Source organism: Niveispirillum sp. GW835-FHT14G11, assembly GCF_058793615.1.
Map to the genome: position 1 here is coordinate 148996 of NZ_JBXAFZ010000008.1, position 24276 is coordinate 173271.

Consider the following 24276-nt stretch of genomic DNA (forward strand, 5'->3'; position numbering starts at 1 on the left):
ACCCCATGACCGACCAGCCGCAAACCAATATCGGCTCCGCCCAGGATGCCGTCCGCCTTATCGGCCAGTCGCTGAAGCGCGGCGAGGTGGGGTTTGCGCTGGCCATTCTGACCATTGTGGTGGTTCTGATCCTGCCGTTGCCCACCTTCCTGCTGGATGTGGGCCTGACGATCTCCTTCGCCTTTTCCGTTCTGATCCTCATGACGGTGCTGTCAATCCAGAAGCCGCTGGAATTCAGCAGTTTCCCCACCATCCTGCTGGTCAGCACCATGCTGCGCCTGGCGCTGAACCTTGCGTCCACGCGTCTGATCCTGGGGCACGGGCATGAGGGGGCGAATGCCGCCGGCCACGTGATCGCGACGTTCGGCCAGTTCATCATGGGCGGCAATTTCATCATCGGCGTCACGGTGTTCGGCATTCTGATGCTGGTGAATTTCAGCGTCATCACCAAGGGTTCGGGCCGTATCGCCGAAGTGGCGGCCCGCTTCACCCTGGACGCCATGCCCGGCAAGCAGATGGCCATCGACGCCGACCTGTCGGCCGGCCTGATCGAAGAGTCCGAAGCCCGCAAGCGCCGCAAGGAACTGGAGGATGAAAGCCAGTTCTTCGGCTCCATGGACGGTGCATCGAAATTCGTGCGCGGCGACGCGGTGGCCGGTCTGGTCATCACCTTCCTGAACATCATCGTCGGCATGATCATCGGCATCGCCCAGAAGGACATGGAGTTCCTGGAGGCGGGCCAGACCTATACGCTGCTGACCGTCGGTGACGGCCTGGTGTCGCAGATCCCGGCCCTGCTGGTGTCGCTGGCCGCCGGTCTGATGGTGTCGAAGGCGGGATCCACCGGCTCCACCGACAAGGCGGTGTTCGGGCAGCTGACCTTCTATCCCACGGCCCTGGGCCTGACATCCTTCGTGGTCTTGGCCATCGGCCTGCTGCCCGGCATGCCGAAAATCTCCTTCGGCCTGCTGGCCATCGGCTTGGCCGCCGCCGCCTATTACCTGCCCAAGACGCGGTTGATGCGCGAGGCGCTGGAGGCGGAGCAGGAAACGCAGGCGGCCGCGGCCGCACCGGCACCCGTGGCGGACGAGCCCATCTCCACCGCCCTGGCCATTGATCTGGTGCGGCTGGAACTGGGCTATGGCCTGCTGTCGTTGATCAATTCAGAGGCTGGTCACCGTCTGACCGACCAGATCAAGGGTCTGCGCCGGCAGCTGGCGGGAGAGATCGGCATCATCATGCCGGCTGTTCGCATCCAGGACAATCTGCAGCTGCCCCCCAACACCTACCTGATCCGCATCAAGGAGATCGAGGCGGGCCGCGGTGATGTACGCCCCAACATGCTGCTCTGCATGGACCCTAGAGGCGACCGCATCGGCCTGCCCGGCGAGGCGACGACGGAGCCGACTTTCGGACTTCCAGCGATGTGGATCGACGGCGCCTATCGTGAGGAGGCGCTGTTCAAGGGCTATACCGTCGTCGATCCGCCCACCGTGGTCACCACGCATCTGACCGAGATCATCAAGGACAACATGGCCGACCTGCTCTCCTATGCGGAGACGCAGAAGCTGCTGGACGAGATGAGCAAGGAGAACCAGAAGCTGGTGGGCGACGTGGTGCCGGCCCAGATCACCATCGGCGGGTTGCAGCGCGTGTTGCAGAACCTGCTGGGCGAACGGGTGTCGGTGCGCGACCTGCCGACCATCCTGGAGGGTGTGGCGGAGGCCACTGCCTATACCCGCAACATGACCCAGATCACCGAACATGTGCGCGCACGGCTGGCCCGCCAGATTTCCGACAGCAACACCAACGAGATGGGCTTCATCCCGTTGGTCACCCTGTCGCCGGAATGGGAACAGGCCTTCGCCGAGGCCATCGTGGGTGACGGGGACGAGCGGCAGCTGTCCATGGCACCGTCGCGCCTGCAGCAATTCATCACCGCCGTGCGCCAGTCGTTCGAGAAGTTCGCCATGCAGGGTGAGGCGCCGGTGATGCTGACCTCCCCCCTGATCCGCCCCTTCGTGCGCTCGATCATCGAACGCTTCCGCCCGGCCACGGTGGTGATGTCGCAGAACGAGATCCACCCGAAGGCCAAGATCAAGACGCTGGGGCAGATCTGATGGGCGGGATGCATCACAGCCACATCGCCCTTGCCCGTCATCCCGGCGCAAGCCGGGACCCAGGAGCCCCAGGATCGAACCTTGACGCTGCGCCGATGCACGTTTCGGTGGCGTCGGGCTGTTCGCCCCTGGGTCCCGGCTTGCGCCGGGATGACGGGGAGGTGAACAGCCCGCGTTCGCGCCAGCACGCTAGGGAATTTGCCAAGAACGCTGTAATATTGCTGGTTGGGTTCAATAGGGGCTGGAGGGCCGGGAAGGCGGGGTCGGCATGCGTCTGAAATCGTTCCATGCGCCATCCATGCAGGAAGCCATGCAGATGGTCCGCGAGGTGCTGGGCGATGACGCGATCATCGTGGCCACCCGCGAGGAAGAAGGCGTTGGCGTCCGCGTGACCGCCGCCATCGAGGAGGATGAGGGCCTGCTGGCCACCCATGCCCCCGTGGCCGCGCACTCGCCGCTGCGCTTCATGGAGCCCGAGGGGCCGGAACCGATCGATGTCGTCGCCGATGCACTGCTGCGCCATGGCGTGCCGGCGGAGCTGAACCAGCGGCTGGTGGACAGTCTGGATGATTTCGACACCCGCGACCCGCTGATGGCCATGGCCGCGGCCCTGGACGCCGTGTTCAACTTCCAGCCGCTGCCCGAAGGCCGTTCACCGCGTCCGCTGATGCTGGTGGGGCCACCGGGTGGTGGGAAGACCTTGACCGTCGCCAAGCTGTGCGCACGTTGCGCCCTGCAGAAACGTCCCGTCGGCGTGATCTCCACCGACACGATCCGCGCCGGCGGTATCGAACAGCTCCAGGCCTTCACCCGCGTGCTGAAGCTGCGCCTGATCACGGTAGAGGACCCGATGGCCCTGTCCGATGCCGTGGAGGTATCCCGGGGCATGGAGCAGGTGCTGATCGACAGTGCCGGGCGCAACCCCTACAACGCGCAGGATATGAAGGACCTGAGGGAATATATCGCCGCCACGGATGCCGAGCCTGTGCTGGTGTTGCCGGCCGGCCTGGACGCGGTGGAAGCGGTGGAGATCGCCAAGGCGTTCCGCGCCGTGGGCGCCAAGCGCCTGCTGGCCACCCGTATGGACATGGCACGCCGCTATGGCAGCCTGCTGGTCGCCGCGCACGAGGCTGGCCTGGCTTTTGCAGATGTCAGTGCGACGACAAAAGTTGCCGACGGGCTCAGTGCCCTGACGCCGACAATATTGGCCAAGATGATGATGCCGGAACTGCAAGCCGAACAGCGGCGAGCCAAGCAAACGGGGACCCACGCATGACCGACCTGTCCGCGATGATGGCCGCCTCCGCCAATGTCACGCCGCTGCGCCAGCGCAACATCCTGGCCGTCGCCAGCGGCAAGGGCGGGGTCGGCAAGACCTTCTTCTCCATCTCCCTCACGCATGCGCTGAGCAAGCTGGGCCGCAAGACCCTGCTGTTCGATGGCGATCTGGGCCTGGCCAATGTCGATATCCAGCTGGGCCTGATGCCCAAGCGCGACCTGGGCCAGGTGATCGACGGCATGGTGACCCTGGCCGGTTCCACCACCCGCTATAATGAGGGTGGGTTCGACATCATTGCCGGCCGGTCCGGGTCCGGCAGCCTGGCCAATCTGCCCCCGGCAAAATTGACCCAGCTGCGCAACGACCTGACCGATCTTGCCCGGTCCTACGACAATATTGTCATCGACCTGGGGGCTGGTGTGGACCGCAATGTCCGTACCTTCACCGCCCCGGCCGGCATCTCCCTGGTGGTGACGACGGACGAGCCGACCAGCATCACCGACGCCTATGCCTTCCTGAAACTCTCCTATCAGTCCAACCCGCTGGCCGACCTGCGCATCGTGGTCAATATGGCGCAGACGCGGGCCGAGGGTGACAAGACCTATGAGACACTGCTGGCCGCCTGCCGCAAGTTCCTGGGTAAATCGCCGCAGTTGGCGGGCATCATCCGCCGCGACATGAAGGTGCGTGAGAGCATCAAGACCCAGACGCCGCTGCTGGTCCGCTCCCCCACTTCCGACGCCGCACATGACATCATGGCGCTGGCCCAGAAGCTGACGGCCGGCTGATCGGGCGGACGGGGCAACGCCCATGTCCGCCCCCCTTCCCCCCGGCATCGCCGCCGCCACAGCCGCCGTCGGCACCCCACCGCCCACGCCGGGCCTCGTGCCCCTGGCGGATGTGCTGATCCGTGCCTTGCCGGACAGGCTGGCCGGGCTGGACCGGGCGTTGGTTCTGTCCGGGCAGGTGGTGTCGCAAGAGGATGGCAAGGCCACCATCCGCACCGCCGCCGGTGAGGTGGAGGTGGAAACCCCCACGCCCCTGCCCACCGACCGCCCCATCACCCTGCGCATCCCGCCGCAAGTCCCGGGCACCCCGGCGCGGGCCGCCGCCCTGGCACCGCCGCAGGTGCAGACCCCGGCACCACCGGTTGCCACCGACAAGGCATCCGGCCCACAGGCGCCAACGGCCCCCACGCCGCAGCCCCTGCCGCAGATCCAGCCCGGCGCCACCATCGCCGCCATCGTGGTCGCCGCCGCCCAGCCCCGGCCGACGGTCCCGCCACCCGTCAGCACGCCCAACGCCGCGGCGGCAAGCACCCCGGCGGATGTGCTGGCCGGCAGCGAAAAGGTGCTGGCAGCGGCGCCGTCGACCACCGGTTCACCGCCACCCAGCCCGCCCGTGGCCGCCCAGCCCCCGGCCACAGCCCCTGCCTCCCTTCAGACCGCCCCCCCGGCACCGGGCGCCAGCCTGCCATCCCTGGTCGGCCTTCTGGATGAGGCGGCGATGCCGACCATCCCGACCGCTCCCCAAGGCAGCCCGGTGGTGGCACAGCCGGCCCCAACGCCCGCGACGGGTCCGGGAACAGTACCCGCCGTGAAGCCCGACCTGCCCCAGCCGCCCCTGGCTGACGCGTCAACCGAAGTGCCGGCGCCACCTCGACAGGAAGCACGCCCCGATCCCGATGCAGCCCGCATGGCGCGGCTGGCGCGCTACAACATCCCGTCCTCCCCATCCTCCGGCCTGTTCGCCTTCCGCGACCTGGATGGCCCGCCGGTTGCGCGGGAACCGGTAACCGAGGCGCGGCTGCGCGGCCCCGCCCCGCCGACGGCCCCCACGGCTCCCGCGACGGCCCCCGCAGCGAACGGAATGCAGCCGGGACCGATCCCTGTTCCTGGTCAGCCGGTGAGCCCGCCAGCAGCGCCGCCGCGTGCCGGAGGTGATGCCCCGCCGCCGCCTGGCAGCACCCCGCCCACCCCCGCGCCTGCCATTCCCCAGGGCGGGGGACCATCCGTCGATCTGGCCCGCCTGCGCGACGCGGCCGCCCCGTCTCCACCGACAGCACCACCCACAAGTGGAGACCCCTCACCCCGTCCGCTGCCCCGGCCGGACGGTGGATCGCCGCCGCAGGCCACGCCGGCGCCGCGACCACAGGAAGCGCGCGCCCGCGATGCAGTACCGCCCGCCGCCCCCACCACGCCACCAACGGTTCCACCCCCATCGACGGACGGAACACCGCAACCCGTTCCGCCCAAGCAGCCAGCCCTTCCCCTTCAGCCCGAACCGGCGCAACTGGCGCGGGCCCGCGACGGCCTGCCCCCCTCCCCACCCACGGCACCGCCAAGCGGGGGAGAGCCAAGGCCGCCGCAGACACCCGTCCCACCGGCACCACCGGGCTTGGTATCGCCACCCCAGCAGGTCGCCCGGCTGCGCGACGGCGCCCCGCCCTCGCCGCCGACCGCACCGCCTACGGGCGGCGAGCCCGCACCGACCCAGCCGGCCCGCCCTGCCACCGCTCCGGCTCCGGTACAGGAGGGACGCGCCCGTGATGCCGCCCCCCCGTCACCCCCAACCGCACCCCCGACCGGGGGGGAGCCGGCACCAACGCGCCCGGCCCAGCCTGTGCCGGAACCCGCCATCCAACTGGCCCGCGCGCGGGGCGACGCCCCCATCGTGTCGCCACCGCCCCCGGCAGCCCCACCGACAGCCCCATCGACCGCGGGGGAACCCACACCCAACCCTGCACGACCGCCCCAGGCAGCACCGGAGCCCGGCGCCCAGCTGGCCCGCGACCGCGCCGACGGCCCGGTCGCCGTTCCCCCCCCGCCGCCGACCGCACCACCCACTGTTGAGACATCCCCGCCGACATCCCCACGACGGCCCGCCCAGGCAGCACCGGAACCCGATATCCAGCTGGCGCGGGCCCGCGGCGATGCGCCGTCTCCCGCCACGGCCCCGCCCACCGGCGGTACGTCCGCCCCGCCAACCCCACCCGTACGCCCCGCCCCCCTGCCCAACGGCCAGGCGGTGCAGTTGCGCGTGCTGACCGTGGAGATGAATACACCGCAGCCGGTCCCCGCCGGCATGGCGGCATCAGCCCTGGACCTGCCCGAAGCCCCCCCACCCAACACCATCACCGGCACCCTGGTGGGCAGCACCGCACAGGGCCAGCCCGTGGTGACCACGCCGCAGGGCACGCTCGTGCTGCGGGCCCGCACCGACCTGCCGCCCGGTACCAACCTGACCCTGACGATGGAGGTGCCGCAGAACCGCGACCTGGCCAGCATGCTGCCGGCGCTGGACCCCGCACAGGGGGCGGATTGGCCCGCCATGCGCGAGGTGATGGCGACCTTGATGGCGGCCGACCCGACCGTGGCCCGCAATATCGCGGCATCCATCCTGCCGCAGCCCAACAAGCGCCTGACCACCAACCTGATCTTCTTCCTGGCAGCATTGCGCGGTGGCGATGCGGCCGGCTGGCTGGGCAGCGACGCGACGGAGCTGCTGGGATCGCGCGGCGGCGGCGGGCTGCTGGCCCAGTTGCGGGAGGATTTCCAGGCGGCAGCCCGGCAGGCCGCTGAACCCACGCCCGACGGCTGGCGTGCCACGCCCATCCCCTTTGGCACGCCCGACCAGGTGATGCGCGCCCAGTTGCATGTGCGAAGCGCGACGGATCAGGAGGGCGACGATGGCAGCGAGGGCGACGGGCGCGGCAGTGCCAAACGCTTCCTGCTGGACCTGACCTTCACCCGCATCGGGCCGATGCAGCTGGATGGGCTGGTCTGGCCCGGCCGCTTCGACCTGATGATCCGCACCCAAGGCACGCTGCCGTCGGAATTGCGCCAGGCCATCGGCACGATCTTCCGTGACAGCCTGGAAAATGTCGGCTTCGCCGGCACGATCGGCTTTCAGACCGGTGCCCATTCCTGGGCCCGTGTCCAGGCCGCCACACGCGGCTCCGGTGTGCGTGCCTAGCAGGCCCTTGGCCAACATGTCCCATGGCGCAGCCCCTGGGGTCCAAGCATAGTTAACCAAAATCAGAATGATCGGCCGGGGGACTTCATGGCGGCGGGGCTGGAAGGACGCGTGGACGGGCGGGACCATCCGCAGCGCGTCACGTTGAATGACGAGTTGCATGCGCGGCCGCACATGCGCATCACCACGCCGGCCCGCCTGACCCATGTCGCGCATCTGACGGGGGAGCTGGGGGCCGACCATGCCCACCTGCTGGACCTGTGCCGCACGGTCGGCCTGCCCCTGCCGGGCGCGGAACTGCGGCAGGTGCAGCTGCTGGTCGATGGCCGCACCGTGAAATGGGAACGGCATACCGAATTCACCGCCATCACCATCGCCGAGATGGGCCCCGCCGATGCCGGCGACTGGTCCGCCCTGTCGCCGCGTCTGGCCGATTGGACGGCGCGGCTGCCGGGATTGCGCCTGGTGGCCTGCCATCTCCGCCTGGAAGCCGATGCGGAGCCGCGCCACAACCCGGACAGCCTGTCCGCCATCTTCCCGCGCGGCGAGCTGTTGGGCAGTGAGGTGGCGGGCGGCGAAGCGCTGGTCTGGACCGATTTCCGCCTCAGCCCCGACGGCTTCACCCGCATCCTGGTCCGCGACAAGGGCCTGTCGCCCAGCCATGCCGGCCGCGTGGTGCAACGCCTGCTGGAGATCGAGACTTACCGGATGACCGCCTTGCTGGGCCTGCCGCTGGCACGCGGCGCGGGGCCGGAGCTGGCCAGCCTGGAACAGCGCCTGGAAAGCATCGTGGCCCGCACTGCCACGGCCCGCGACATGGCAGAGGAACATGGGCTGCTGGACGCGTTGACCCGGCTGGCGGCGGAGGCGGAGACGCTGTCGGCCCAATGCCGCTACCGGTTCGGGGCCGCCACCGCCTATGCGGAACTGGTGGAACGGCGGGTGGAGGAATTGCGGGAGGAGCGCATCCCCGGGCTTCAGCGCCTGGGCGTCTTCCTGGAGCGCCGCTTCCGCCCCGCCGTGCGCACGTGTGAGGCGGTGTCCCGCCGTCAGGCCGAACTGGCCGCCGGCATCAGCCGCGCCAGCAGCCTGCTGCGCACCCGCGTGGATGTGCAGCGGGCCGAACAGAATGCGGAAATCCTGAAAAGCCTGGAAGCCCGCGCCCGCACCCAGCTGCGCATCCAGGAGGCGGTGGAAGGCCTGTCGGTCTTCGCCATCTCCTATTACCTGCTGGGGCTGGTGAAATATGTGGTGGAGGGGTTGCCCCCCATCACCGGCCTGCCGCCCAAGGCCCTGATGACCGGCATCGCCGTGCCCACCGTGGTGGCCGCCGTATGGATCGGCGTGCGGCGTCTGCGGCGGGCAGTGACAGCGAGGGAGTAACCCTCACCCCATATGCGTGATTTCCCGGCCGCGATGGTTTTCCCGCAGAAACCGCAGCCAGTCGGGCTTGTCCACCGCATGCTTCACATAGACCTCGCGCAGCGCCTCCAGTAGTTCCCGGCGCCGGCCCAGGATGTCGCCGCCGATCTCCAGCATGCGCAGGTTGGGCCAGGCCTGCGGCCGGATGCGCACCACCTCGGCCAGCGCCTCGGCGGCGTGCAGATCGGGGCGGGCCTGGGCCAGGATCAGGGCCATAGCCGCCGTGGAGCGGGAAATGCCCATATGGCAATGGACCAGCAGATGGTCGTCCTGCTTCGCCCGCTCCGTCAGGCGCCGGCCGAAATCCAGCACCCGCTCCAGGTGCCGGTCCAGGGGCGCCACTCGGTCGGGCAATTCCACGATGACATCGTCGAACCGCAGGTCGATGCGGTGGTGCGGGCCATATTCATCGAACGCCGCCACCGGTTCCCGGTCCGGATCCAGGATGGAGACCAGATGGGTCACCCCGGCGGTTGCATGGCCGGGCAGTTCCTGGATGCCGCAGACGGTCAGGCGGTAGGGCACGAAGGACGGGAGCGACAATTCATTTCTCCGGTTCGGCCGGCTTTTCCCCCTTCTGGGGTGCCGGCAAGGCGGTGATGCTGCGGATGAGGATACGCTGGCCATCGACGCCGACATGGCCCCAATTGGCGCACAGCATGCCGTCGCTGCGGGGAATGAAGGCCAGTTGCGCTTGGGTACTGACATTCAAGGTGACGGCCGACAGGCTGAGCTCGACCCGGTAGCGGCGGTTGGCGCCCAGGGTGACGATCAGGATTCGGTCGCTTTGCGATGTCCAGCCATTGATGCGACGTGATTCGATGCAGGTCTCCCGGCCGGTCACGGCATCGGGCATGGGCTCTGCTGCCGGTACCCGCCCGGCGCCAAGCAGGGCCAGCAGCCCCAACAGGATGTGGCGACGCATGATGCGTCCTCCTTATTCGGTCTTCCTCGCCCCATGCCGCCATGGTGACGCCAGATCGCGGCCCGATCAAGGCTCGGCACGACCGCGCCAGCGCGTGATGGAGCGGATGGTGAACCAGCGCCCGCCGATCACCACATGACCGACCGAAGCACAGAGCTGCCGGTCCAGGCGCGGCACGAAGGAGACGGCGCCTTGCAGACGCAGATCATCTGTCGGCAGCAGCCCGTCCAGCTGCACGCGGTAATAATCGCCAGGACCGGTGGCGACCAGGATGCTGTCACTGTCGATGAAGGACCAACTGCCGATGCGGTTGGCATCGACACATTGCCAGACCGGCGGCGGCTGGCTGGCGGCATGGGCCGCCCCGGCCCCCGTGAGGCACAACAGCAGAAGAATGGCGGCGAGACGAGCCATGACCCGCGCTCCAGCACTCCCACCCCCCTGTTCAACAGGTAGCGATGCCGGACGGCCGGGATAAGCCATGGCAACGGCGGGACGAAACCGCCAGTCATGCAAGGATGGCCGGGAAGCGGTGGAAGGTTGGTGGGCGCACAAGGATTCGAACCTTGGACCCGCTGATTAAGAGTCAGCTGCTCTACCAACTGAGCTATGCGCCCAATCCACATCCGCCGTTTCGCGGCCCGCCAGGGCGTTCACCGTGGCGAGGCGCGCTGTTTAGCAAAGGTCCCTGCCCTTGTCGACAGGTTTGATGACAGGCCGGCGATTTTTTTAGCGACCGAGCCTTGCACCGCGATCATGCCGTCTTGAGCGGTCTACGGATACCCCGGAAACCGCTCCGGCGGCGACCGTCGCCGCGGCGCTCCTGCGCCGTGAAGCCAAGCCGCGGATGCGGCGCCGGCGCGTGAGGAACATGCTTACAAGTCACCCAGCCCCCGGCGCGACATGCGCACATCGCGATGCACATGCACCGACATCAGCAGGCCGAAACCCACCATCACCGCCAGGGTCGCCGTGCCGCCATAGGAGATCAGCGGCAAGGGCACGCCCACCACGGGGATCAGGCCCATGATCATCGCGACATTGATGAACAGATACAGGAACAGGTTGACGGTCAGCCCCAGCGCCAGCAGCCGCCCATATTGATGGCGACATCGCCCGGCGATGATGAAGCCGAACAGCAGCATCAGGCAGTAGAGCACCATGAAGCTGACGGAACCGACCAGCCCGAATTCCTCCGCCAGCATGGTGAAGATGAAGTCGGTCTGCTTTTCCGGCAGGAAATTCAGGTGGCTCTGCGTACCCTGCAAGAAACCCTTACCCGTCAGCCCGCCGGACCCGAAGGCGATCTTCGACTGGGTGATGTGATAGCCGGTGCCCAGCGGGTCGCTGTCGGGGTTCAGGAAGGTCTCCACCCGGTCGCGCTGGTAATCATGCAGCAGGAACTGCCAGGACAGCGGGATGGCGATCAGCACGGCGGCGATGATCAGCGCGAATTTCCACCAGCGCACACCCGACAGGAAGAACATGGCGCCCGACGCCATGACCAGCATCAGCGACGTGCCCAGGTTGGGCTGGGCCAGCACCAGGGCCACGGGCGCGCCGACAATCCCCAGCGGCACCAGCAGGAACGGGATACGCCCCGTATCCTCCAGCGAGGCGCCGTGGAAATAGCGCGCCAGCGCCATGACCAGCGTGACCTTCATGATCTCCGACGGCTGCAACTGCACGAAGCCCAGGTCGATCCAGCGCTGCGCCCCCTTGCCCATCGATCCGAACAGATCCACGCCGACCAGCAGCACCAGCACCAGCCCATAGAGCGGATAGGTCATCTTCATCCAGACGCGGATGTCGATCATGGCAATGAACAGCATCAGCGCCAGACCGACAGCAAAGCGCAGCATCTGGCGCGAGGCCCAGGGGTCAATCTGGCCGTTGGCGGCGGAATAGAGCATGGCGAAGCCGACGCAGGCCACCAGGGTGACCAGCAGCACAAAGGACCAGGGGATCTGGGCCAGCTTCTCGGCAAAGGTAAGCGTGCCGCTGTCAGCGGAAACGTCCAGGGTCACGGTGGTCCTCCGGTCGGTTCCTGCGGCGCGGGAGTGGTATCCGTGGCGGGTGGCGGCTGCTGGGCCACGGTGGCGCGCGCCGCCTCCAGCATCTGGCATTCCAGCAGGATGTCGCGGGCGATGGGGGCAGCCACGGCCCCGCCGCCGCCGCCATGCTCGACCAGCACGGCGCAGGCATATCGGGGCGCCTGTACGGGCGCGAAGGCCACGAACAGGGCGTGGTCGCGCTCCTTCCAGGGCAGGTTCTCGTTCTTGACCACGCCGGAACTACGCTCCGCCATGGAAATGCGGCGGACCTGGGCGCTGCCTGACTTGCCCGCCATCTCCATGCCCGGAACATTGATGCGGGCGCGATAACCGGTGCCGCCGGGCACGTTGGTCACGGCATTCATGCCTTTCAGCACGGTGGCCAGATTCTCCGCCTTCACATCGATGGTCGGCCATTCCGTCGTCTCGGTGAACTGACCCTCGATGGATTTCAGCAGATGCGGCTGCACCGCCCTGCCGCTGGCCAGCCGTGCCGTCATCACGGCCAGCTGCAAGGGCGTGGTCAGGACATAGCCCTGCCCCATGGAGGCGATCAGCGTCTCGCCCTGATGCCAGGGTTGTTTCAGCGTGGCGCGCTTCCATTTCGGATCGGGGATCAGGCCCGGCCGTTCGCCGGGCAATTCCAGCCCGACCTTGCCGCCCAGCCCGAACTTGCGCGCCATCTCGGCGATGCGGTCCATGCCGATACGCTGGGCGATGTCGTAGAAATAGACATCGCAGCTGTTCATCAGCGCGCCGACCATATCCTGTGTGCCATGCCCGCCCCGCCGCCAGCAATGGAAGCGATGGCTGCCCAGTTCCATATGGCCGGGACAGAAGACGCGGTGGTCGGCAGTGACGATACCCGATTCCAACGCCGCCAGCGCCGTCAGCATCTTGAAGGTGGATCCTGGCGGATACTGGCCGGCGATGGCCTTGTTGATCAGCGGCGTGCGCTCATCCTTCAGCAGCGCCTGATAGGGCTCGTACCCGATGCCCATGGCGAACTGGTTGGGATCGAAGCTGGGATTGGAGCAGAGCGCCTGGATGCCACCGGTATGCACATCCATGACGATGGCCGCCGCACTCTCCTCCGCCGACAGCCGCTGGTGCATGTAGTGCTGCAGCTTGGCATCGATGGTCAGCGCCACCTCGCGCCCCGGCTGGCCCGGATCGCGCGACAGTTCGCGGATGACGCGGCCCACCGCGTTCACCTCCAGCTGTCGGTTGCCGGCGGACCCGCGCAGGGCCTGATCATACTGCTTCTCGATCCCACCCTTGCCGACCTTGAATCCCGGCAGCGTCAACAGCGGGTCGGTGGAGCCCTCCACATCCTTTTCCGCCGCCGCCCCGACATAGCCCAGCACATGGCTCAGCGCCTCGCCGAACGGGTAGGATCGGACCTGACCGACATCGATGGACACACCCGGCAGATCGGGCAGATTGACCTCGATCGCCGCCACCTGGTCCCAGGTCAGGTTTTCCTTGATGGTGATCGGCGCGAAAGACCGGGAGCGCTGGATATCACGCTGAATGCGGCGCTCATCGGCTTCGGTCAGCGGGATCAGCTTGCCCACCTCGTCCAGGATCTGCTGCACGTCGCCGGCGCGTTCGGAGACGATGATGGTGCTGAAATTCTGTTCGTTCACCGCCAGCGGCACGCCGAACCGGTCGGTGATCAAGCCCCTGGGCGGGGCGACCAGCCGCAGGGAGATGCGGTTATCCTCCGCCAGCACCGTGTACCGGTCACTCTCCACGATCTGCAGGTAATAGAGCCGGCCCATCAGCGTGACGACGGCAGCACCCTGCAACCCGCCCAGCACGATGGTGCGGCGGGACAGCATGCGCTGCCGTTCGGCATCCCGGTCAAAGGCCGACATGGATCAAAACCTCAACTCAAATAGGCCCGGTGCAGCCTTTGCAGCAGCCAGGCCATCAGCGGGAACAATGCCACGCCCAGCAGGGCCTGCACCAGCACCGGACGTGCATCCAGCAGGCTGGCGGTCATCAGGGCGAACACAGCCCATTGTACCGTACCCGCGCCGGCCGCCACCAACCCAAAACCGATCCATAGCATCAGGAAGGATCGGCCCAGGAAGAAGCGGCGCTGGGTGATCAGCAGCCAATAGGCCAGGATCAGCACCATGGATGTCATGCCGATGGGGGTGCCACCGATCAGGTCCTGCAACAGCCCGATGGCGAAGACCACCACGGGGCGCAGCAGGTCGGGACGGTGGATGACCCAATAGAACAGGCACATCAGCATGAACGGCACCGTCACCATGGCATAGCCCGGCAAGGGCAATGGCACCATCCCGACCAGCATGGCCAGAACCGTGACGGTGAAGGGCACCAGATTACGTGCCGTCCGATCGAGTTGGGAAAGCATTCCGCCGGCCACAGCCGTGGCCCTCACTTCATCGCGCCTGGCTGCGCCGCTTCCGCGGCCACGCCGCCCTTGGTGCCGAAATCGACCACCTGCACATGCTCGATGCGCGACAGGTCAGCCATGGGCATCACCCGCGGCTTGCCGTCGGCCCCCTTCTCAACGATGCCCACCGGCAGACCCGGCGGGAACAGGCCGCCATGACCGGAGGTGAAGACGCGTTCACCCGGCGTCACCTCGCTGTTGGGAGGCAGGTAGGTGAGCAGTGGATGGTCGGAATTATCACCGGCCAGCATGGCCCGCTGGCGACTGGTCTCCAGCACCACGGGGATGCGGGCGTTCAGATCAGTGATCAGCAGCACGCGGGACGACCAGTCGCCCACCTGCACGATGCGCCCCACCAGCCCCTGGCCCGACATCACGGCCTGCCCCCGTTCCACCCCCTCGCGGACACCAACCGTAACGACGACGGTGCGCACAAAGGCGCCGCCGGGATCGCCCACGACGCGACCCGTCACCACGCGGGCGGCAGGGTCGGGCTTATAGGAAAGCAGGGAGCGCAGGGAACGGTTTTCCGCATCCAGGCGCAAAGTCGCCTGTTCCCACTGGCGCAGGCGGGCATTTTCTTCCCGCAGGCGGGCATTCTCGTCATGCAGGTCGACAAGCTGGCGGAAATATTCAAGCCCGTCGGCCACGCTGGCGGCCGGGCGAGACATGACGTTCAGCACGGGGGACACGGCATCGGTGACGCGGGTACGGACCTGTTCAACGGCCGTGCCATTGACATGGCCGATCATCATCAACGCGATCGCCGCCAGGATCAGCAGCGGAAAGTAGAATCGCTGCACCATCCCCCAAAGGGGGGCCGCGATACGCACGACGGATCCGCTATTGCGTGTCTTCACCGGGGATGGGTGTCCCGTGATCGGGTATCCCGCCGTTACGACGGGTTACAGTACAACATGAAACTAACGCTTTAACGCAGCGCTGTAAATATCGGATCGCAATACACGATCCGTCAATACATGCGGATCAGGACGTTGCGCAGGCTTTCCTCTTCCAGCGCCCGACCGGAGCCCAGCGCCACGCAGGACAGCGGATCGTCGGCGATGGACACTGGCAGGCCCGTGGCATGGCGCAGGACATAGTCAAGGTTGGCCAGCAGGGCGCCGCCACCGGTCAGCACGATACCCTTGTCCACGATGTCGGCGGCCAGTTCGGGTGCCGTATGCTCCAGCGCCACCTTTACGGCCTCGATGATCTGGCTGACGGGCTCGGCCAGGCTCTCGGCGATCTGGCGCTCGCTCATCACCAGTTCCTTGGGCACGCCGTTCATCAGGTCGCGGCCCTTGATCTCCATGACCCGGCCCTCCCCATCTTCCGGCGGGCAGGCAGAGCCGATTTCCTTCTTGATGCGTTCGGCCGAACCCTCGCCTACCAGCAGATTATGGTGGCGGCGGATATAGCCGATGATGGCCTCGTCCATCTTGTCGCCGCCGACGCGAGCGGAACGGGCATGAACGGTGCCGTTCAGCGACAGCACGGCCACTTCGGTCGTGCCGCCGCCGATATCGACGACCATGCTGCCCGTCGGCTCGGTCACGGGCAGACCGGCGCCGATGGCGGCGGCCATCGGCTCCTCAATCAGGGAGACACGGCGGGCACCGGCGGCTTCTGCCGATTCCTGGATGGCGCGACGCTCGACCGCGGTGGAACCCGACGGAACGCAGATCACGATTTCCGGGCTGGCGAAGCTGCGGCGATTGTGAACCTTGCGGATGAAATGCTTGATCATCTCTTCCGCGACTTCGAAATCGGCGATGACGCCGTCGCGCAGCGGACGGATGGCCTGGATGTTGCCCGGCGTGCGGCCCAGCATCAGCTTGGCCTCGTCACCCACGGCCAGCACCTGCTTCTTGCCCCGCAGATCGCGGATGGCGACCACCGACGGTTCATTGAGGACGATGCCGCGACCCTTCACATAGACCAGCGTATTCGCCGTCCCGAGGTCGATCGCCATGTCGGCGGAAAACATACCGAGCAGGTTTGAAAACATGGGTGAACTGTATCTCTAGCGATGTCCGGATTTTGCCGCCCTTGGTGCGGTCGGACCCCGGATATGCCGAACCGCGTTTGTTGCATAGACCATTTGGGGGCGGACCCTCAAGCCTTGAAAGCCACCGGCACGGAATTTGTACCCGCTTTCACGCTGCGCCGCCGCATGATTGCGGTCCGAGCCCCAAATGGCAGCGACACTGGCTCTGTGACCCTCAAACATCATGGCGAAAACATGGCAAAACCCCCGCCGGGAAGGCTCCCGACGGGGGTTTGACTCAAGTCGCGGAATCGGAGTCGGATGTTATGCCGACAGCGCCACCGGTGCGGTCTTCAGCCGCTTGGTGATCAGCTTGTTCAGCGCATGGACATAGGCGCGCGCACTGGCCACCAGCGTATCGGCATCGGCCCCCTGCCCGTTCACGGTCTTGCCGTCCTCCTCCAGGCGCACGGTCACCTCCGCCTGGGCGTCGGTACCCTGGGTGACGGCATGCACCTGATAGAGCTGCAGCTTCGCCTCATGCGGGAAGGCCAGCTTCAGGGCATTGAACACCGCGTCAACCGGGCCGTTGCCGAAAGCCACGACGGGCGGGATGGCCCGGCCGTCGATCTCCAGTTCCAGCACCGCGTGCTGCGGCCCGCGTGAGCCGGCAACGACATGCAGGGCCTGGAAGCGCACACGGTCATGCTGGCGTCCGACCTCGTCATCCATGATGGCGACGATGTCCTCGTCATAGATGTCCTTCTTGCGGTCAGCCAGATCCTTGAAGCGGCCGAACGCGTCATTCACCGCGTTCTCACCCAGATCGTCGTAACCCAGCTCCTTCAGCTTGGCGCGGAAGGCAGCACGGCCGGAATGCTTGCCCATGACCAGGGAGGACCGGTTCAAACCGACCGATTCCGGCGTCATGATCTCGTAGGTCTCGGCATGCTTCAGCATGCCGTCCTGATGGATGCCGCTCTCATGGGCGAAGGCGTTGGCACCCACGATGGCCTTGTTGGGCTGCACCTGGAAGCCGGTGATGGTGGAAACCAGGCGGGAGATGCGGGTGATATGCTCGGTCTTGATGCCCGTGGTGCAGCCGATCAGGTCATGGCGCGTGCGCAGCGCCATGACGATCTCCTCCAACGACGCATTGCCCGCGCGCTCGCCCAACCCGTTAATGGTGCATTCCACCTGCCGCACGCCGACGCCGATGCCAGCCAGCGAATTGGCGACAGCCAAGCCCAGATCGTTATGGCAATGGACGGAGAAGATGGCCTTGTCGGAATTGGGGACGCGGGTCATCACGTCCTTGAACATGGCCGCATATTCTTCCGGCAGCGCATAGCCCACCGTGTCGGGAATATTGATGGTGGTGGCGCCGGCCTTGATGGCAGCTTCCACCGTGCGGCAGAGGAAGTCGCGGTCCGAGCGCGAGCCGTCCTGGGCCGACCATTCCACATCGTCGGTCAGGTTGCGGGCATAGCCGACATAATCGATGGTGCGCTGGAGCACCTCCTCTTCCGTCATCTTCAACATGTAATTCATGTGGACGGGGCTGGTGGAGATGAAGGTGTGGATGCGCTTGCGCTGCGCCAGCTGCAACGCCTCGGCGGCGCGGTCGATATCGGCGCGCGAGGTGCGGGCCAAGGCCGCAATGGTGGCGTTCTTCACGGTGCGGGCCACTTCGCGCACCGCCTCGAAATCACCATTGGACGCGATGGGGAAGCCGGCTTCGATCACGTCGACGCCCATCTCCTCCAGCACGGTGGCGATGCGCAGCTTTTCTTCCAGGTTCATGGAGCAGCCGGGCGCCTGCTCCCCGTCACGCAGGGTGGTGTCGAAAATGATGACGCGGTTGCTGTCGCGGGTGATGCTGCTCATGTCCTGGTCCCTTGCGGCACGTCGGGCGCGGTCCTGTCAGGTCGGCGCCGAATGATCGAATGTGATGCGGCTTCGTGCGGCGCCGGTACGGCACCTTGTCCCCTGATCGCGGGCGCACCGCGGCGAAGGCGGCACGACATCGGGCGTTCAGGGGAAAACTAGTCGTAGGGTGGCGGCCAGGACGATGCGGCCGCTGCGGATGGAACGCACGCGCAAGGCGACAGCACGGGCGCTGGCGCCCGTCATGTCTTGCACTTGCATCGTCTGGTCTGCCGCCATCACGGGGGGACCCGTCCATCCTTGAGAGGTTCGATCCGTCGGGAACACCGACAGCTCGTTGCTTGTTTCGGTTTTAAGGCGAAATCACGCGTCCGGCAAGATGCTTCGCCGTGGAAGAAACGCAAAGGCTCCATGCTGTTCACGACTGGGTGCGGCGCAGCACAGGGATGCTCCCTATCCCCTCGACATTGACAGAAGACCCCCCATTGTCTAGCGATGGGTCAGGTACCGCCCTAAGGAGAAGGTCAGGTTCATGAATTTCCTCAGTGCGATCGGCCGTGCCACCCTGACCTTCCTGGAGGCGGCGGGGCGTCTGGCCCTGTTCACGCTCACAGCGCTGATGCATTGCGTACGCCCGCCTTTCTATTTCCGGCATATCGGCCGGCAGATGGTGGAGATCGGCTATTACAGCCTGCCCGTCGTCGGCCTGACCGCCGTGTTCACGGGCATGGTGCTGGCGCTGCAAAGCTATAGCGGCTTTTCCCGCTTCTCCGCCGAAAGCGCCATCGCCACCGTCGTGGTCCTGTCGATCACGCGTGAACTGGGGCCAGTGCTGGCAGGATTGATGGTGGCGGGGCGCATCGGTGCGGCCATGGCGGCCGAACTGGGCACCATGCGGGTGACCGAACAGGTGGACGCGCTGACCACCCTGTCCACCAATCCCTACAAATATCTGGTGGTGCCACGCCTGATCGCCGGCACGGCCATGCTGCCGCTTTTGGTGCTGGTGGCCGATATCATCGGGGTATTCGGGGGCTATCTGGTCGCCGTGTACCGGCTGGATTTCAACGCCGCCGGCTATATCAACAATACCTGGCAGTATCTGGAATTCATGGATGTGGTCTCCGGCCTGGTGAAGGCGGCGGTTTTCGGCTTCGTGATTTCGCTGATGGGCTGCTATCACGGCTATAATTCGCGCGGCGGCGCGCAGGGTGTGGGGGCGGCCACCACGAACGCCGTCGTGTCCGCCTCCATCATCATCCTGGTCATGAACTATCTGCTGACGGGGATCTTCTTCTCATGAGCATGCCGCCGCTGGAGCTGACCCAAGACATGGACGTGCCCAAGATCGCGCTGAAGGGCGTGAAGAAGGCGTTCGGGCCCAAGGTGGTGCTGGACGGGGTGGATCTGGAGGTGGCGCGCGGGGAAAGCGTCGTCATCATCGGTGGCTCGGGCACGGGCAAATCCGTCTTGCTGAAAAGCATCCTGGGCATCCTGCAGCCCGATGCCGGCACCATCCGCATCGATGGTGAGGATACGACCCATATCGGTGGCCGTGAGCGCGAGCGCGCCATGGCCAAGTTCGGCATGCTGTTCCAGGGGGCGGCCCTGTTCGACAGCCTGCCCGTCTGGGAGAACGTGGCCTTCGGCCTGATCCAGGGAGAGCAGCGCCTGGGCCGAAAGGAAGCCAGAGAACGCGCCATCGCCACCCTGGGCGCCGTCGGCCTGACCCCCGACGTCGCCGACCTGTCGCCGTCGGAACTGTCCGGTGGCATGCAGAAGCGGGTGGGCTTGGCCCGTGCCATCTGCACCCGTCCGGAGATCATCTTCTTTGACGAGCCGACGACCGGCCTGGACCCGATCATGGCCGACGTGATCAACGACCTGATCGTGAAATGCGTGAAAGATCTGGGTGCGACGGCCCTGTCCATCACCCATGACATGGCCAGTGCGCGCAAGATCGCCGACCGCATCGCCATGCTGTACCAGGGCAAGCTGATCTGGGTGGGTCCGGTGTCGGAGATCGACAATTCCGGCAACGCCTATGTCGACCAGTTCATCCATGGCCGCGCCGACGGCCCGATCCAGATGCAGATCAAGGCGTTTTAAGCGTTCCCTCAAACGCCGGGCGCCGCCATCCGGCGACTTGGCTCACGCCGCACGTGCGGCGGGCCGGCAGTCGCCGACCTCCAGAGGCATGTGAATGCATGCCTCTGTCACAGCGCTTCGCATCAATCCTTCGGCACGCTGCCGCGCAGGGGAATGAAGGGCATGCCGGCGACATCCATGGCCGCATCGACCAGGGCGTCGTCCTTCTGGTCGAACAGCTGAAGCAGCAGATTGTCCATGGACCGCTCCTCCGACTGGCCGCATTCGGCATAGATGCGGCCAAGCGCTTCCATCTGGAACACCTCCCGCCCCGGTTCCCCACCGCGATAGCCCAGATTCTGCGTCACCCGCATGGCCACCTGGAAGGGCGTGAACAGGTGCTTGGGAATGTGCGCATGGTCCAGCAGCGCCTTCATGCCTTCCCACTTGCCATCCAGCAGCAGGGCCAGGGCGTTGGATTTACGGACCCGTGACTTGGTGGCGATCGCCGCGGCGAAAAAGTCGAAATCCCCGGAGCAGAGCGCGCGCAGCAGAAGCCCCACACCCAGCCGGCCTTGTTCGTGCAGATGCAGGGCCAGGGCACTGGCATCCATACCGGGCCGGGAAGTCGGCCGCAGCAGCGCCAGGGTGGCCGCGTCACGCCCATGCGATGCCAATTCGGCGGCGATCACGGGCGACAGTCGGTGACGCTCGACCAGCAGATCGCGTGCCCGCTCCGACACATGCGCCACCAGGCGCTCCACCACACTGGCCGGTAGCATGGCACGTCCGGCCAGCGGTTCGGCCACCAGCGGCACATGCGCATACCGCTCGGCCAGTGACAGCAGCGACGCGTCGGACAGCGCCGCCCCTTCATTGCCCGCCAGGGTGGCAATGACCGCCAGATTGCCAACATCGGCCAAGGCCCCGGACACGTCCTGGGACAGACGCTTGCGGGCGGCGATGGCCAGCTGCTTGTCAGCCTGACCCTGGCCGATCACCGCCAGCAGCAGGGCATCGGCAATCCCATCACTATGGCGCAGCAGCGGGAATGCCACCGATGTCACATCCAGCGCCAGATCACGGGCCAGATCGTCGGTCAGGAAGGGGCTGTTATAAATCTGCCAGGCCACCGCCTCGCGCACCTGCTGGGCCGCATCATGGGCCAGCCGGGACAGCAGGTCCCGCACCAGCGCCCGCTCCGCTTCGCCCAGCAGCGCCTGCTCCGACATGCGCATCAGCTTGGGCAGAAGCTGGATGCGCGCCTCCGGCGTGCGATCACTGGCCAGCTGGCGCACATCGGCCGCCGTAAGGGCTGTGGGGCTGTCATTGTTCCGTTCGCCGGTCATGCGCTTACAGCACCTTATTCCACGTCAATCGCATCGGTGCGGATGACATCCGCCCATGCCTGTTCCAACCGGCGCAGCAGGCGGTAGGCTGCCTGCAGCTCCGACGAGCCCTGTCCATCCAGGGTCAGCCGGTCGATATGCGTGGCCTCTACCCTGCGCAATTCCCGGCAGAGGGCCGCACCGACGGGTGTCAGCCTGAGATGGGCGGTCCGGCGATCGCCATCGCCGTCTGCCACCACCAGACCCGCGGTCACCAACGCCTTCAGGTTGGAAGCGGCGGCCGCATCCAGGTAATAGCCGCGTTCGATCAGCCCCCGCACCGTCAGGCTGGCCTCGCCGATGGTCAATAGCATCAATCCCTGTACGGGCGTGATGTGATTGCTGTCCAGCCGTTCCAGCTCGATCCGGACCACGTCCAGAAACCGGCGGTGCAGGCGCTCCAACAGGCGCGGCAGATCATGCATGCCGGCTATCGGCGACATCCTGTCCTGCGGTACCCCGGCCTTCATCGTCGCGTCCACCCAGGCACCTCCCGTGGCTGCCTTGTCCTTGTAACACCGGCGGTCGCTGGGCCGCAAAAGCAAAGGCCGACCGCGATGCGCGGCCGGCCTTGCGAACTCGGGGAATATCCCGCCGCGGATCAGCGCGGGGCGTTCTCGCCCGGCTTGTTTTCCGTCAGCTTGGGATCGGCGGCGGGCTCATCCTCTTCCTTCATGCCCTTCTTGAAGGCCTTCACGCCCTTGGCCATGTCGCCCATAACATTGGGTAGCTTACCGGCACCGAAGACCAGCAGCACGACGACAAGAACGATGATCCAGTGCCAGAGGCTCATGGCGCCCATGGAAATTCTCCAGTTTCATGGCCCGCTTCAACGCGACGCCATAGAGATAGGGAATGTGCCGTCGGTTTAAAAGATATATCCGTGTGACGGTATGCGGATCAGGCCTGTCCGCGCATTTCGAAACGGACTTCCAGGCGCTGACGCTCCCGCTCCTTGCCGATGGTCTCGGCCGGATGCGGCGGCTTCTCACCGGGATGGTAACGCAGGCCGGCAGCATAGCGCAGCGCTGACTGCTCGAAAAGCCCGGGAGGGATGGCCTCCACGACCCGCACATCCTGAGGCGCGCCGTCATTGCCGATACGGAACTCGACAATGACCCGGCCCTCGCGCCTGAGACGCAGGGCGCGTTCGGGATATTGCAGTCGGGGGCGGAAGAGAGGTTCCAAATCCGACATGGTATGTCCGACGGGACCCGGCAGGCGTGACCGGGGAGACGGGGGAAACAGGCTGCTTCCCCGCGTACGGATGGCAGGATGGTCATGGTGGAGGGCGGAACCGGCCAGGGGACCAGCTCCGCCCCTCCAGATTACTTCTTGGCGGCCAGCAGGCTCAAGCGAGCCAGATCGGCCGGGCCGTCCGTGGCCTTGATGGCCTTGGCCGTGGCTTCAGCCTTGGCCTTCTGACCCAGCGCGATGTAGTAGGTCACCAGACGCAGGCGGGCATCGTCGGGGTTCTTCAGATTGCCCTTGGCGAGAGCGGCCTCGGCCAGGGTGACGGCCTTGTCATACTGGCCGTAACCGGCATAGGCCTCAGCCACGCGCAGGATCGGGCCACCATTGGCACCGGCCAGTGCCTCGGCTTCCGTCTGGGCCAGCACCTTCTTGTCTTCGGCGACATTCTTCAGGGCCATGTCCTTCAGGCGCTTCTGGCGCTCGGCCTCAGGACCGTTGCCCAGCAGGCCCGACGCATAACCCTTGTCGATGATGGCCTGGGCCTCACCGGGGTTGCCGGCCTGAAGCGACAGCTGCGCCATCTCCATCAGCTCACCGCCGGATTCCAGCAGGCCGAGACTGTACTTCAGGCGATAGATATCCAGCGCCAGACGATCGCGGTTGAAGCCCGGCTTGCGCTGCGCACGGTTCAGCAGGTCATCCCAGTACTTCTTCTCCGGGTACAGGGTGACGATGCGCTCGAGCGTGGAGACATAGCCGGCTTCGTTCTTATTGGACAGATGCAGGCTGCCCAGGATCTCCAGGTCGCGCTGGGTCGGCTTCTGGCCGGCCCGTTCGCCGGCAGCGATCTTGGCGCTATATTCCTTGACGGCGTTAGCGTAGTCCTTGCTCTCGAAATAGGCCGCCAGCAGCATCGCGCGGGCCTGGCTCTCATTGGCCCCGAGCGTGATGGCCTTTTGTGCCCAGCCGATGGTCTTGGGATAGTTCTTGTCGTTCAGATACATCTGCGCCAGCACCAGCGCGTACTGCGACTGCTGTGCAGGCTGCAGCGCACCGGCGGCGATCAGGCCGTCCATGCCCTTTTCCAGTTCCTCGGCATCGCCGCCCTGCTGGGCAATGGCGACGCGATACTGAAGGATCATCTGGTTCTCGAACGGCGTCCTGTTGGCAACGGCCTCGGCTTCCTTCACCTTGGCCATCGCGTCCTTGAACTTCTTCTGCTTGACCAGCTCCTGCGCGGCGGTCAGCGGGGTGCCCACTTCGGGGCGGACAGTGTCGCCGGAGCCCTTCTTATCACCGGCCTTCTGCGCAAAGGCTTCAGACGGTGCCATGACGGCGGCGAAGGAGCCGAAGGCCAGGGCCGATCCCAGGAGGGCAACGGTAAAAAGACGGGTGCGGGTCATTGTCTCTATCTCGGTATCGGTCGAACGGGTCGCTTGTCTCTTCAGCGACGGGTCCCATCCGACGGGTTGTCTCACCGGCCAGCCATCTGGCCGCCTGCCGAATGCAATCAGGTCAAGTGG

The 24276-nt window shown here is 66.3% G+C and carries 21 protein-coding genes and 1 tRNA gene; 7 read left to right on the top strand and 15 right to left on the bottom strand.

From position 1 onward, the window contains the following. The first annotated feature begins 5 nt into the window (after window positions 1–5). From flhA to AC1Q7F_RS16165, 5 genes are all read left to right on the top strand, one after another. Complete coding sequence (flhA, locus tag AC1Q7F_RS16145; protein WP_492508630.1) at window positions 6–2120, top strand: flagellar biosynthesis protein FlhA; 2115 nt, start codon at window positions 6–8, stop codon at window positions 2118–2120. Between the two features lie 268 nt (window positions 2121–2388). Beyond that, complete coding sequence (locus tag AC1Q7F_RS16150; RefSeq protein ID WP_492508632.1) at window positions 2389–3396, top strand: flagellar biosynthesis protein FlhF; 1008 nt, start codon at window positions 2389–2391, stop codon at window positions 3394–3396. Further along, window positions 3393–4187: a MinD/ParA family protein gene (locus tag AC1Q7F_RS16155; RefSeq protein WP_492508634.1), complete on the top strand. Its 795-nt coding sequence runs from the start codon at window positions 3393–3395 to the stop codon at window positions 4185–4187. Before AC1Q7F_RS16150 ends, AC1Q7F_RS16155 begins: the two co-directional genes overlap by 4 nt. A gap of 22 nt (window positions 4188–4209) precedes the next feature. Continuing rightward, window positions 4210–7374, top strand: coding sequence for a hypothetical protein (locus AC1Q7F_RS16160; RefSeq protein WP_492508636.1), 3165 nt, complete (start codon window positions 4210–4212; stop codon window positions 7372–7374). A gap of 87 nt (window positions 7375–7461) precedes the next feature. Beyond that, complete coding sequence (locus AC1Q7F_RS16165) at window positions 7462–8757, top strand: DUF3422 family protein (RefSeq protein WP_492508638.1); 1296 nt, start codon at window positions 7462–7464, stop codon at window positions 8755–8757. Window positions 8758–8760: 3 nt separating this feature from the next. Here the strand turns inward: AC1Q7F_RS16165 and AC1Q7F_RS16170 are convergent, their stop codons facing one another. From AC1Q7F_RS16170 to AC1Q7F_RS16215, 10 genes are all read right to left on the bottom strand, one after another. Beyond that, window positions 8761–9339 carry a tyrosine phosphatase family protein gene (locus AC1Q7F_RS16170; protein WP_492508640.1) on the bottom strand — a complete coding sequence of 193 codons (579 nt, stop codon included), beginning with the start codon at window positions 9337–9339 and terminating at the stop codon, window positions 8761–8763. 1 nt (window position 9340) lies between these two features. Further along, a complete protein-coding gene (locus AC1Q7F_RS16175; RefSeq protein WP_492508642.1) occupies window positions 9341–9721 on the bottom strand; it encodes a hypothetical protein in 381 nt (126 codons plus the stop codon). A 66-nt stretch (window positions 9722–9787) separates the two neighbouring features. Beyond that, on the bottom strand, window positions 9788–10135 hold the full coding sequence (locus AC1Q7F_RS16180) for a hypothetical protein (protein WP_492508644.1): 348 nt from the start codon (window positions 10133–10135) through the stop codon (window positions 9788–9790). 127 nt (window positions 10136–10262) lie between these two features. After that, window positions 10263–10338 (bottom strand) — tRNA-Lys (locus tag AC1Q7F_RS16185). A gap of 258 nt (window positions 10339–10596) precedes the next feature. Beyond that, a complete protein-coding gene (gene rodA, locus AC1Q7F_RS16190) occupies window positions 10597–11748 on the bottom strand; it encodes a rod shape-determining protein RodA (protein ID WP_492508646.1) in 1152 nt (383 codons plus the stop codon). Next, window positions 11745–13655: a penicillin-binding protein 2 gene (gene mrdA, locus AC1Q7F_RS16195; protein ID WP_492508648.1), complete on the bottom strand. Its 1911-nt coding sequence runs from the start codon at window positions 13653–13655 to the stop codon at window positions 11745–11747. The genes rodA and mrdA overlap by 4 nt, the downstream gene beginning before the upstream one ends. 11 nt (window positions 13656–13666) lie before the next feature. Continuing rightward, entirely contained in the window at window positions 13667–14164 is a 498-nt protein-coding gene (mreD, locus tag AC1Q7F_RS16200; protein ID WP_492508650.1) for a rod shape-determining protein MreD, read from the bottom strand. Between the two features lie 23 nt (window positions 14165–14187). After that, window positions 14188–15039, bottom strand: a complete 852-nt coding sequence (gene mreC / locus AC1Q7F_RS16205) for a rod shape-determining protein MreC (RefSeq protein WP_492508652.1) — start codon at window positions 15037–15039, stop codon at window positions 14188–14190. A 140-nt stretch (window positions 15040–15179) separates the two neighbouring features. After that, the gene (locus AC1Q7F_RS16210; RefSeq protein ID WP_054167055.1) at window positions 15180–16217 is read right to left on the bottom strand and encodes a rod shape-determining protein; all 1038 of its coding nucleotides are present in this window, start codon (window positions 16215–16217) and stop codon (window positions 15180–15182) included. 303 nt (window positions 16218–16520) lie between these two features. Beyond that, window positions 16521–18083, bottom strand: coding sequence for a 2-isopropylmalate synthase (locus AC1Q7F_RS16215; RefSeq protein WP_492508654.1), 1563 nt, complete (start codon window positions 18081–18083; stop codon window positions 16521–16523). Window positions 18084–18615: 532 nt separating this feature from the next. Here AC1Q7F_RS16215 and AC1Q7F_RS16220 point away from each other — a divergent pair. Together AC1Q7F_RS16220 and AC1Q7F_RS16225 are read left to right on the top strand one after the other, a co-directional pair. Further along, window positions 18616–19386, top strand: a complete 771-nt coding sequence (locus AC1Q7F_RS16220; RefSeq protein ID WP_492508656.1) for an MlaE family ABC transporter permease — start codon at window positions 18616–18618, stop codon at window positions 19384–19386. Next, window positions 19383–20192, top strand: coding sequence for an ABC transporter ATP-binding protein (locus AC1Q7F_RS16225; RefSeq protein ID WP_492508658.1), 810 nt, complete (start codon window positions 19383–19385; stop codon window positions 20190–20192). Before AC1Q7F_RS16220 ends, AC1Q7F_RS16225 begins: the two co-directional genes overlap by 4 nt. A gap of 122 nt (window positions 20193–20314) precedes the next feature. Here the strand turns inward: AC1Q7F_RS16225 and AC1Q7F_RS16230 are convergent, their stop codons facing one another. The 5 genes from AC1Q7F_RS16230 to AC1Q7F_RS16250 all read right to left on the bottom strand — a co-directional run bounded on the left by AC1Q7F_RS16230 (window position 20315) and on the right by AC1Q7F_RS16250 (window position 24156). Next, window positions 20315–21520: a DUF2336 domain-containing protein gene (locus AC1Q7F_RS16230; RefSeq protein WP_492508660.1), complete on the bottom strand. Its 1206-nt coding sequence runs from the start codon at window positions 21518–21520 to the stop codon at window positions 20315–20317. Between the two features lie 14 nt (window positions 21521–21534). Further along, window positions 21535–22041: a MarR family winged helix-turn-helix transcriptional regulator gene (locus AC1Q7F_RS16235; protein WP_492508662.1), complete on the bottom strand. Its 507-nt coding sequence runs from the start codon at window positions 22039–22041 to the stop codon at window positions 21535–21537. 119 nt (window positions 22042–22160) lie between these two features. Beyond that, window positions 22161–22361 (bottom strand): twin-arginine translocase TatA/TatE family subunit, encoded by a 201-nt coding sequence (locus AC1Q7F_RS16240; RefSeq protein WP_492508664.1) that lies wholly within the window; start codon window positions 22359–22361, stop codon window positions 22161–22163. Between the two features lie 98 nt (window positions 22362–22459). Then, window positions 22460–22756: an energy transducer TonB gene (locus AC1Q7F_RS16245; RefSeq protein ID WP_492508666.1), complete on the bottom strand. Its 297-nt coding sequence runs from the start codon at window positions 22754–22756 to the stop codon at window positions 22460–22462. Between the two features lie 131 nt (window positions 22757–22887). After that, entirely contained in the window at window positions 22888–24156 is a 1269-nt protein-coding gene (locus AC1Q7F_RS16250) for a tetratricopeptide repeat protein (RefSeq protein WP_492508668.1), read from the bottom strand. Window positions 24157–24276 lie beyond the last annotated feature (120 nt).

Bases quoted from the DNA above. Each gene is read 5' to 3' on its own strand.
- mrdA (WP_492508648.1), bottom strand. From the start codon at position 13,655: ATGTCGGCCTTTGACCGGGATGCCGAACGGCAGCGCATGCTGTCCCGC.
- AC1Q7F_RS16160 (WP_492508636.1), top strand. From the start codon at position 4,210: ATGTCCGCCCCCCTTCCCCCCGGCATCGCCGCCGCCACAGCCGCCGTC.
- AC1Q7F_RS16150 (WP_492508632.1), top strand. From the start codon at position 2,389: ATGCGTCTGAAATCGTTCCATGCGCCATCCATGCAGGAAGCCATGCAG.
- AC1Q7F_RS16155 (WP_492508634.1), top strand. From the start codon at position 3,393: ATGACCGACCTGTCCGCGATGATGGCCGCCTCCGCCAATGTCACGCCG.
- mreD (WP_492508650.1), bottom strand. From the start codon at position 14,164: ATGCTTTCCCAACTCGATCGGACGGCACGTAATCTGGTGCCCTTCACC.
- AC1Q7F_RS16175 (WP_492508642.1), bottom strand. From the start codon at position 9,721: ATGCGTCGCCACATCCTGTTGGGGCTGCTGGCCCTGCTTGGCGCCGGG.
- AC1Q7F_RS16250 (WP_492508668.1), bottom strand. From the start codon at position 24,156: ATGACCCGCACCCGTCTTTTTACCGTTGCCCTCCTGGGATCGGCCCTG.
- AC1Q7F_RS16245 (WP_492508666.1), bottom strand. From the start codon at position 22,756: ATGTCGGATTTGGAACCTCTCTTCCGCCCCCGACTGCAATATCCCGAA.
- AC1Q7F_RS16215 (WP_492508654.1), bottom strand. From the start codon at position 18,083: ATGAGCAGCATCACCCGCGACAGCAACCGCGTCATCATTTTCGACACC.
- AC1Q7F_RS16180 (WP_492508644.1), bottom strand. From the start codon at position 10,135: ATGGCTCGTCTCGCCGCCATTCTTCTGCTGTTGTGCCTCACGGGGGCC.
- AC1Q7F_RS16210 (WP_054167055.1), bottom strand. From the start codon at position 16,217: ATGTTTTCAAACCTGCTCGGTATGTTTTCCGCCGACATGGCGATCGAC.
- AC1Q7F_RS16230 (WP_492508660.1), bottom strand. From the start codon at position 21,520: ATGACCGGCGAACGGAACAATGACAGCCCCACAGCCCTTACGGCGGCC.
- AC1Q7F_RS16225 (WP_492508658.1), top strand. From the start codon at position 19,383: ATGAGCATGCCGCCGCTGGAGCTGACCCAAGACATGGACGTGCCCAAG.
- AC1Q7F_RS16165 (WP_492508638.1), top strand. From the start codon at position 7,462: ATGGCGGCGGGGCTGGAAGGACGCGTGGACGGGCGGGACCATCCGCAG.
- AC1Q7F_RS16240 (WP_492508664.1), bottom strand. From the start codon at position 22,361: ATGGGCGCCATGAGCCTCTGGCACTGGATCATCGTTCTTGTCGTCGTG.
- flhA (WP_492508630.1), top strand. From the start codon at position 6: ATGACCGACCAGCCGCAAACCAATATCGGCTCCGCCCAGGATGCCGTC.
- AC1Q7F_RS16220 (WP_492508656.1), top strand. From the start codon at position 18,616: ATGAATTTCCTCAGTGCGATCGGCCGTGCCACCCTGACCTTCCTGGAG.